Genomic DNA, 7,951 nt, shown 5'->3' on the forward strand with positions numbered 1-7,951 from the left:
GTATCTCGATGATGGAGTGACAGCATGCGTCGAACCGCGCGCGCATTGATGGAAACCGCGTTGGCGGTCTCGCCGTGGGCGCCTGCGCCCAAACCACATTCGGCGGCGGCGGTCACCGCCGACTGGCTGACCGGCGTGTTCGCCGCGAAGACCCCCGGCGCCGTGGTCGAGAAGGTCCGGTCGCTGGACGGGACGACCGGGACGACCGACCGCAGACGCCTGGGCCTGGAGTGGAACCGGGTCGGTGCGGACGCGGGGCTGCCCACCGCGGTATTCATCAAGTCGACGCCGCTGTCGGCGAAGAACCGTACGATGGTCGCCGCGCTCGACATGGCGATCAACGAAGTCGCGTTCTACCAGCAGATCCGTCCCGAACTGCCGGCCGACGCCGCGCCCGCGGTGTACGCCGCGCACGCCGGGCACGGCGCACGGCACCTGCTCGTCCTCGAGGATCTGGCTTCGCGGGGCGCGCGCTTCCCCGACACCATCCGCGATGTCGATCTCGCACACGTCCAGGCGGTGATCCGCGCCCTCGGGCAACTGCACGCGACCTTCTGGAACAGCCCGCGCCTGCGCACCGACCTGTCCTGGGTCGCGCCGGAAAGCCAGCGCCCCGGTTTCGACCTGCTGCTGTGGCAGTTCCGCAAGATGCGCAAGACCCTGCTGGCCGCCCCCGAACACGACCTGCCCCCGTCGGTACGCCGGATGGCCGAGTTCGCCAACGAGAACGACCGCGCGCTGCACGCCCGCTGGGAGATCGGGCCGCAGACGGTGCTGCACGGTGACGCGCACTGCGCCAACACCTTCGGATTGCCGGACGGGCGCGGCGGACTGCTCGACTGGCAGGTGATCCACAGCGGGCCGGGCCTGCGCGAGGTCAGCTACCTGCTCACCCACTCGACCCCCACCGAGGTTCGCCGCGGCAACGAGGAATCCCTGCTTCGCCTGTACCTCGAGACGCTGCGCGAGTACGGCGTGGCCGAGCCGCCGTCCTTCGACGAGGCCTGGACGGCATTGCGGTTCTTCGTGTTCGACGCCTGGGATTCGATCGCCATGCCCGTCGTCTGGCCCGGTCTGCAGCCGGAGGAGCGGGTGAACCTCGGGTTCGCCACCGCCAATGCCACGGTCGAGGATCTGGAAGTCGACAAGGTGATTCGCGCGGCGCTCGGATGAGTTCGCTCGCCGCGTGATGCGGCCGCCGCCGGTCGTCCAAGGATCGGCGGCGAGCCCGCGCGTCCGGAATTCGGTCGGACGCCCCCGTAATTCTTCTGCAGTTAGGCGATGGCAATGCGAGCGAATGTCCCGCGTTGAACGCTCGGGATGGCGCGAAAATGCCGTCTGCCTGCAGATTATTCAACGCTATACCCTGCAGAGAACGCGACTAGTATGCGAGTAATCACTCGCGTTAGCCTGTGATCATGGGTACCAAGACCGCCTCGGAGATTACCGTGGACCGTAGCTTTTCCGATCGGATCGCCGATCTCGCCTTCCAGCCGACCCGGGAGCGCTTTTTCAAGAATGTGCAATTCGAGGAGCCGGCGGGCGACCCGGGATGGTTCGGGCCCGACAGTGCTGTCTGGTACCTGTTCTCGCACACACCGACGGTGCAGATCGGCCTGGCCGCGGCGGCGATGATCGAGACGCTGCATCCGGACATGGCCTGGATGAGCGTCGAGCACACGCGCGTGCTCGAGCGGAAGAACGGCGTGCCCACGGGCAAGTTCGACGAGGACGCCCTGGCCTCGCGCGGCGGCCACACCCTGTCGTTCTTCCTCGGCGTCGCCATGGGCTCCACCGAGGTCGCCGAGCGCGTCTCCCGTGTGGTGCGCGGTATGCACGACCGGGTCGGCGGCGTTCGCCCGGACGGCCACGAGTACCGCGCCAGCGACCCGGACCTGCTGGCCTGGAACTACGTCACCATGGCCTGGGCGCTGTCGGCCATCCACGAGCGCTACCACCCGCGGCCGATGCGCGGCGAGCGCCTCGAGCAGTTCTTCCGCGAGTTCGCCCGGATGGGACTCGAACTCGGCGCTTCCGAGGTGCCGACCACGCGGGCAGGGGTGTACAAGTACCTCGAGGATTCGATCCCGATGCTCGGCGTCACCATGCCCACCGTGGATCTGCTGAACCCGCTGGCGCCCTGGCGGCATCCGGTCTACCAGCGCCCGGTGTACGCGCTGCTGTACTGGGCGGTGCAGGACCTGCATCCGGACTGGGCGCAGCGCCTGATGAACACCCCGCAGTACTCGCGCCCGAAGAAGGCGGTGCTGCGTGCCATCACCCGTCTGCTGCTGCAGAGCGTGCGCGACGGCAAGATCAGGGAAGTCCGCCAGGCGCACGCGCGTGCGGCGGCCACCCCCGCGGCGCCCGCGCTCGCCGCCGTCGGCGAAGCGAAGGCGTCGAAGGCCAAGCGCAACGGCGCTGTGGTCGCCTCCTAGCCGACCTCGCCGCAGCGTCGGCTGGACACAGAGCCCCGGTCCGTGCCCCCGGAATCCACCGCCACGGCCGGGGCTCTGTGCTGTCGTTGGCGGGAGCCGCGGGAAGACGGCAGGGTGGAAGACATGCTGCCAGTATTGGATCTCGCCTCCGCCGACACCGACCCCGCCGCCTTCCGCACCGCGCTGCGCGAAGCCGCCCACCATGCCGGGTTCTTCTACCTGGTCGGACACGGCGTGCCCGAGGCGGATATCGACGGCATCCTGGCGCTGGCCCGTGCGTTCTTCGCGCTGCCCGTCGAGGACAAGTGCGAGATCAGTCAGCTGCTGAGCCCGCAGTTCCGCGGCTGGTCCCGCCTCGGCGGGGAACTCACCAACGGCGAGGTGGATTGGCGCGAGCAGGTCGATATCGGCCCCGAGCGTCCGGTGCTCCCGGCCGCGGTGGGTTATCTGCATCTGCAGGGGCCCAATCTGTGGCCGTCGGCGCTGCCGGAGTTCCGGCCCGCCTTCGAGCGCTGGGATGGTCTGCTCTCGGCTGTCGGGCTCCGGCTGCTGCGGCACTGGTCGGTATCGCTCGGCGCGGCGGAGGACCATTTCGATGCCGCGTTCGCCGAGAATCCCGCCACCCTGATCAAAGTGGTCCGCTATCCCGGCAGCGCCGAGACCGAACAGGGCGTGGGCGCGCACAAGGACTCCGGCGTGCTCACCCTGCTGCTGGTCGAGCCGGGTTCGAAGGGCTTACAGGTCGAGACCGAGACGGGCGAATGGATCGACGCCGAACCGCTGCCGGGTGCGTTCATCGTCAATATCGGCGAGCTGCTCGAGTACGCCACCGGCGGCTATCTGCGCGCCACCCGGCACCGGGTGCTCGCACCGCAGCACGGGACCGACCGGGTCTCCATTCCCTATTTCCTGAACCCCGCACTGGACGCGCGCATTCCGCCGGTTCCGCTGCCGCCGGAACTCGCCGCGCGCTCTCGGGGTGTCGAGGCGGATCCGGACAATCCGATTTTCGGCACCTATGGCGAAAACGCCTGGAAATCACGGGTCCGCGCGCATCCCGACGTCGCGCTGAAGCACCACGGCATCCGACCGGCAGGCCGTGCTTCGGTGGTTCGGTAGTTGCCGTCTCACGCGATGGCAATGCGAGCGAATATCCTTCCATGGCGACACGGCGGCTCTATTGCGTTGTCCGCCAGCGGATTCGAGTCGCATTGGGTAGAGCAAAAACTGACAATTCCAGGAACCGGCGGGCGACCCCGGCTGGTTCGGGCCCGAGAGTTCCGTCTGGTACGTATTCTCGCACCTGCCCACCGTGCAGATCGCGATGGCGGCCGCGGCGATGATAGAAACGCTGCATCCCGATATGGCGTGGATGGGCTACGAACACACTCGTGCTGTCGAGCGCGTCGACGGCGTGCCGACGGGCGATTTCGACAAGGAAGCACTGGCCTCCCGCGGTGGCCACACCCTGTCGTTCTTCCTCGGCGTGGCATACGGCTCGCACGAGGTGGCCGAACGGGTCACCCGCGTGGTGCGCGGCATGCACGACCGCGTGCAGGGCGTGCGCCCGGACGGCCACCCGTACCGGGCGAGCGATCCCGACCTGCTGGCCTGGAACTACGTCACTCAGGCCTGGGCGCTGTCCGTCGCCCACGAGCGGTACCACCCCCGCCCGTTGCGAGGCGAACGGCTCGAGCAGTTCTTCCGCGAATATGCCCGCATGGGAATCGAACTCGGCGCCTCCGAGGTGCCGACGACGCGGGCCGGCGTGTACGAGTACCTCGAGAACTCGCTGCCGCTGCTCGGTGTGACCATGCCGACCGTCGAAGTGCTCAACCCCCTCGCGCCCTGGCGGCATCCGCGATATCTGCGCCCGCTGGTCGGCCTGATGTACTGGATCGTGCAGGACCTGCATCCGGACTGGGCGCAGCGGTTGATGAACACACCGCAGTATTCGCGGCCGAGGAAGGCACTGATGCGCGGCATCGCGCGCGTCCTCCTGCACAGCGTCCGGGACGGCAAGATCATCGAGGTCCACCAGGCGCACGCACGGGTCGCGGCGGCCCCCGGTCCCGCTGTCGTGAAGGAATCGAAAGCCGTGAAGGCCTCGACGAGCGGCGCCGCGCTCGGTTCCTGACGGACTGCGGCACCGTCGGGAGTGCCGAGGTGTACCACCTGCGCACCGGCTGCGGTTCCGGCGAGCGGGCGGCCCGGCGGCTCAGCGGGGGATGGCGTTCTGGAGTCCGCCGACTTCGGTGATCTGCCAGTCCGCATTGCGGTCGATGGTGAGTGCGTACGTGACGGTGGTCTGTGCGCCGTCGGGATTCTGCACGCTGGTGGAATTCACGGTGAGGTAGGCGTTGACCTCGAAGACGCCGCCGGACTCCGACACCACGGTCGCCGAGAGCGGGGTGGCGGTCGAGGTCCACTGCAGCGGCAGCAGGATCTGTTCGAGTTGCGGGGCGGTCGCGTCGAACTTCGCCGCCAGCGGGGCGGCGGTGCCCTCTTTGAGGCGGGTGAACCAGGCGGCGACCTCGCGGTAGTCGATGGTGGACGCGCCGAGGGCGTAGTCCGTGGCGATCTGTTCGGCGCGCTGCTCGTCGGCGGCTCGGGCCTCGGTCGCGGCGATGGTGCCGCGTGCGGAGGCGTACAGGATCGCCGAGGTCACCGAGGTGATCAGCAGGGCCACGACGGCGAGGGCGGTGAGTGCGGTCGACACCCGGATCGATACGGTCCGGGGACCGGTCGTCGCGGAGACGGGAGGAGCATTCCGCTCCGCAGCGTCCGTGGCGACGGTGGTGGGCTTGCCGGAATTCTGCTCGCCGCTCGGTTCGTCCACCGCATTCCGCCGATCGGTGTTCTGTCCGTCGGCGCTCACCTCGCTATCAGGCTGGTCGTCTGCGGGTTGTGCACCGTGGGGTGTCTTCTCGTCGGTTGCCGTGCTCATTCTCCGTCCTTTCCGAGACTGGAGTTCTCACTTCAGGGTGATCCGGAAGCGCAGGGCGCCATCGGGTTCGACGGTGTTCAGGGCTTGGTCGAGCAGCGCACCGATGTCGAGATCGGGCATGCGCGCCACCGCGTCGGTGACGACCGGCGCGAGCATCGGTCCCAGCGGCGCGATATCGGGGCCGATCTCGCGCAGCAGCGCTTCGACCTCCGTGAGGAAGGGCGCCACGCCGTCACCGGTGAAGTAGTCCGACGGGGGTCTGCTCTCCACGAGCACCGAGCCGTTCTGCACGATCGCGCTGAGGGTGACGCCGAACTCGCCGAACAGCGGTCCGGCTACGGCCAGCGAGGGGCCCATCCAGTCGATATCGCCGCCCATGGCCTGCATGTCGTCGAACAGTTGGCGGAGGGTGCCGGTGCGGCTCAGCAATGTCGCCGCCAGCAGGGCGGTGGATCGTTGCAGGGTCTGCACGGCGGCGTCGGTGCCGGCGAGCGCTCGGTCGAAGGTGGCGACCAGGTTCGCCATCACCTCCGGCCGGACCTGGTCGAGCAGTTCGACCAGACGGGTGGACAGGGCGGTGATGGTGGCGGGCATCCGGATGCGATCGGCCGAAACGACCTGCCCGTCTTCGAGATAGGGGCCGGCCCCGCTGTCGGGCTCGAAGCCGACGTAGGGCTCGCCGAGCGCGGACAGCATGTCGACATGGACCTCGCCGTTGGCCGGGATGCGGTAGCGGTCGTCGATGCGCAGGCGGGCCAGGACGCCGGAAGCCTGGGTGCGGACCGACTCGGTGCGGCCGACCTGGATGCCGTTGAGCAGGACCGGCGCGCCGGGGCCCAGACCCCCGGAGTTGTCCAGGCGCAGATCCACGGTGATGTGGTCGCGCCGCGGATCCATGTGCAGCACACCGATGCTCATGTAGGCGATGCCGAAGACCAGCACCGCGGCGATGGCGCTCAGCGAGGTGAGGGTGCGGATGTTCATCGCACCGCCCCGATCATGCGCAGGGTGTCGATGACGCGGGCGGTCTGTTCCTGCTCGGGCATCGCCGTCGGAGCATCGGCGACTGTGATGCGGGTCAGATCGATGCGCGGGCCCTGTTCGGCGAGCGGGATGATCTCGGTGTGCAGCAGGTCGACCAGCTTCTTCATAGTGGAGGGGGCCGAGGTGTCCAGTGGCGCGCTGCCGAACAGCATCGGGACCACCGCCCGGACGGTGGCGTCGAGCGATTGCACGATCGGGGCCACCCAGCTCACGGCCGGACCGACCGGGCCGAGCGAGGTGAGCACGAAGATGACGCCGATCTGGGTGTTGATCGCGTCGGTGGTGTGCTGCACCCCGTACGGGGTCAGCAGGTCGTCGAGGATCACCGCATTGTCGAGCACGCCCTGCTCGACCACCGATTCGAGTCCGTCGAGCACGGTGTCCACAGCGGCGGTGTCGCCGGCCAGGTCGCTGAGATCGGCTCCGAGGGCGCCGGCGATACGTGCGGTGTCGCGCGGATCCTCGGGCAGCACACCGTTCATCGTGCGCACGATGTCCTGCAGGTCGATGATCGCGCCACTGCCGACGAACACCGACAGGGCCGCGAGGATGTCCTCGATCAGCGGCGGTTGCACGGTGTCGGCGAGCGGGATCGTCGCGCCGGGCTCGAGTGTTGCCGGACCGGGATGTTCGGGTTCGGTGAGCGCGATGTGGACGTCGCCCAGCGGCGTCTCCTGCCGCAGTTCGGCGGTGGTGCCCGCCGGGAGCCGCACCGAATCCTGCACGGCGATATCGGCGACGACGAAGCCGGGGCGGTCGTTGCGGGCGTCGACGAGGGTCAGGCCGGTCAGCTGCCCCACGCGCACGCCGTCGGCGATGACCTTCGCCCCCTGCGGCAGATTGAGCACGTCGGCGAATTCGATGCGCAGCGGGTAGGTCGGGCCGTCGACACCGGCGCCGGGCACCGGAATGTCGGTGGGCTGGAAGGAACAGCCGATCGAGCCGAGGGCGACGGTGAGCGCGAGGGCCAGCACTCGCAAGCCCGTGCCGACCGAGGTCACCGAACCACGCGGCCGGGTACTCGACGGCGACTTCACCGACCCGAGCGGCCATCCCATCGGGCACAGCGGCGACCGCGTCGGGCGTGGCGTCGATTTCCTGGGCTGCAGTAGCGATTTCGCCTGCCACAGTGCTGATTTCATCGGGCGCAATGATGATCTCATCGGGCGCTCACCGCCGCGCCGAGCAGTGCGGGGATGGAGACCTGCACCGCGCCGGGGCCGGAGACCGGGCAGGGCCCTCCGGTGACGGCCTGTAGTGCGGCGCAGACGCGGGTGGCCTCGGCTTCGGGCAGAGCGAGGGCGGGCGGGGCGTATCGGATCGTCGTCGCGCCGGTGACGGGATCCCGCGTTCCGGCGAACCCGGCGGTGAGGGCGGGTGTCATCTCGACGAGTTCGGTGACCGAGCCGATGCCGGTGGCCAGCAGCGCGGGCAGTTCGGCCGTGCCGGAGCGGGCCCGCACGGCGGGGGCGATCATCCTGATCACGTCGTTGAGCTGCGGCAGGACCGAGGCGAGATCGTC

General features: G+C 69.0%; 6 protein-coding genes and 2 pseudogenes. 4 read left to right on the top strand and 4 right to left on the bottom strand.

Translation table 11 applies throughout. The annotated features are described in order from the left end of the window. Positions 1-24 precede the first annotated feature (24 nt). From ON26_RS27335 to ON26_RS27350, 4 genes and pseudogenes are all read left to right on the top strand, one after another. On the top strand, positions 25-1,173 hold the full coding sequence (locus tag ON26_RS27335; protein WP_040800484.1) for a protein kinase family protein: 1,149 nt from the start codon (positions 25-27) through the stop codon (positions 1,171-1,173). 245 nt (positions 1,174-1,418) lie between these two features. Further along, positions 1,419-2,438: an oxygenase MpaB family protein gene (locus ON26_RS27340; protein ID WP_083884395.1), complete on the top strand. Its 1,020-nt coding sequence runs from the start codon at positions 1,419-1,421 to the stop codon at positions 2,436-2,438. 123 nt (positions 2,439-2,561) lie between these two features. Continuing rightward, on the top strand, positions 2,562-3,557 hold the full coding sequence (locus tag ON26_RS27345) for an isopenicillin N synthase family dioxygenase (protein ID WP_040800495.1): 996 nt from the start codon (positions 2,562-2,564) through the stop codon (positions 3,555-3,557). Positions 3,558-3,735: 178 nt separating this feature from the next. After that, a pseudogene (locus ON26_RS27350) lies at positions 3,736-4,575 on the top strand (oxygenase MpaB family protein); the annotation flags it as partial. Between the two features lie 81 nt (positions 4,576-4,656). Here ON26_RS27350 and ON26_RS27355 read toward each other — a convergent pair. The 4 genes and pseudogenes from ON26_RS27355 to ON26_RS27370 form a co-directional block, all read right to left on the bottom strand. Beyond that, positions 4,657-5,157: a hypothetical protein gene (locus ON26_RS27355; RefSeq protein ID WP_245546090.1), complete on the bottom strand. Its 501-nt coding sequence runs from the start codon at positions 5,155-5,157 to the stop codon at positions 4,657-4,659. Between the two features lie 255 nt (positions 5,158-5,412). Beyond that, complete coding sequence (locus tag ON26_RS27360) at positions 5,413-6,369, bottom strand: MlaD family protein (protein ID WP_040800486.1); 957 nt, start codon at positions 6,367-6,369, stop codon at positions 5,413-5,415. Next, the gene (locus tag ON26_RS27365) at positions 6,366-7,571 is read right to left on the bottom strand and encodes an MlaD family protein (RefSeq protein ID WP_245546091.1); all 1,206 of its coding nucleotides are present in this window, start codon (positions 7,569-7,571) and stop codon (positions 6,366-6,368) included. Before ON26_RS27365 ends, ON26_RS27360 begins: the two co-directional genes overlap by 4 nt. 17 nt (positions 7,572-7,588) lie before the next feature. Beyond that, a pseudogene (locus ON26_RS27370) lies at positions 7,589-7,951 on the bottom strand (MlaD family protein); the annotation flags it as partial.

The sequence above is a fragment of the Nocardia higoensis NBRC 100133 genome, from assembly GCF_000308595.1.
GTDB classification, from domain to species: Bacteria; Actinomycetota; Actinomycetes; order Mycobacteriales; family Mycobacteriaceae; genus Nocardia; species Nocardia higoensis.

Bases quoted from the DNA above. Each gene is read 5' to 3' on its own strand.
- ON26_RS27335 (WP_040800484.1), top strand. From the start codon at position 25: ATGCGTCGAACCGCGCGCGCATTGATGGAAACCGCGTTGGCGGTCTCG.
- ON26_RS27340 (WP_083884395.1), top strand. From the start codon at position 1,419: ATGGGTACCAAGACCGCCTCGGAGATTACCGTGGACCGTAGCTTTTCC.
- ON26_RS27345 (WP_040800495.1), top strand. From the start codon at position 2,562: ATGCTGCCAGTATTGGATCTCGCCTCCGCCGACACCGACCCCGCCGCC.
- ON26_RS27360 (WP_040800486.1), bottom strand. From the start codon at position 6,369: ATGAACATCCGCACCCTCACCTCGCTGAGCGCCATCGCCGCGGTGCTG.
- ON26_RS27365 (WP_245546091.1), bottom strand. From the start codon at position 7,571: ATGAAATCAGCACTGTGGCAGGCGAAATCGCTACTGCAGCCCAGGAAA.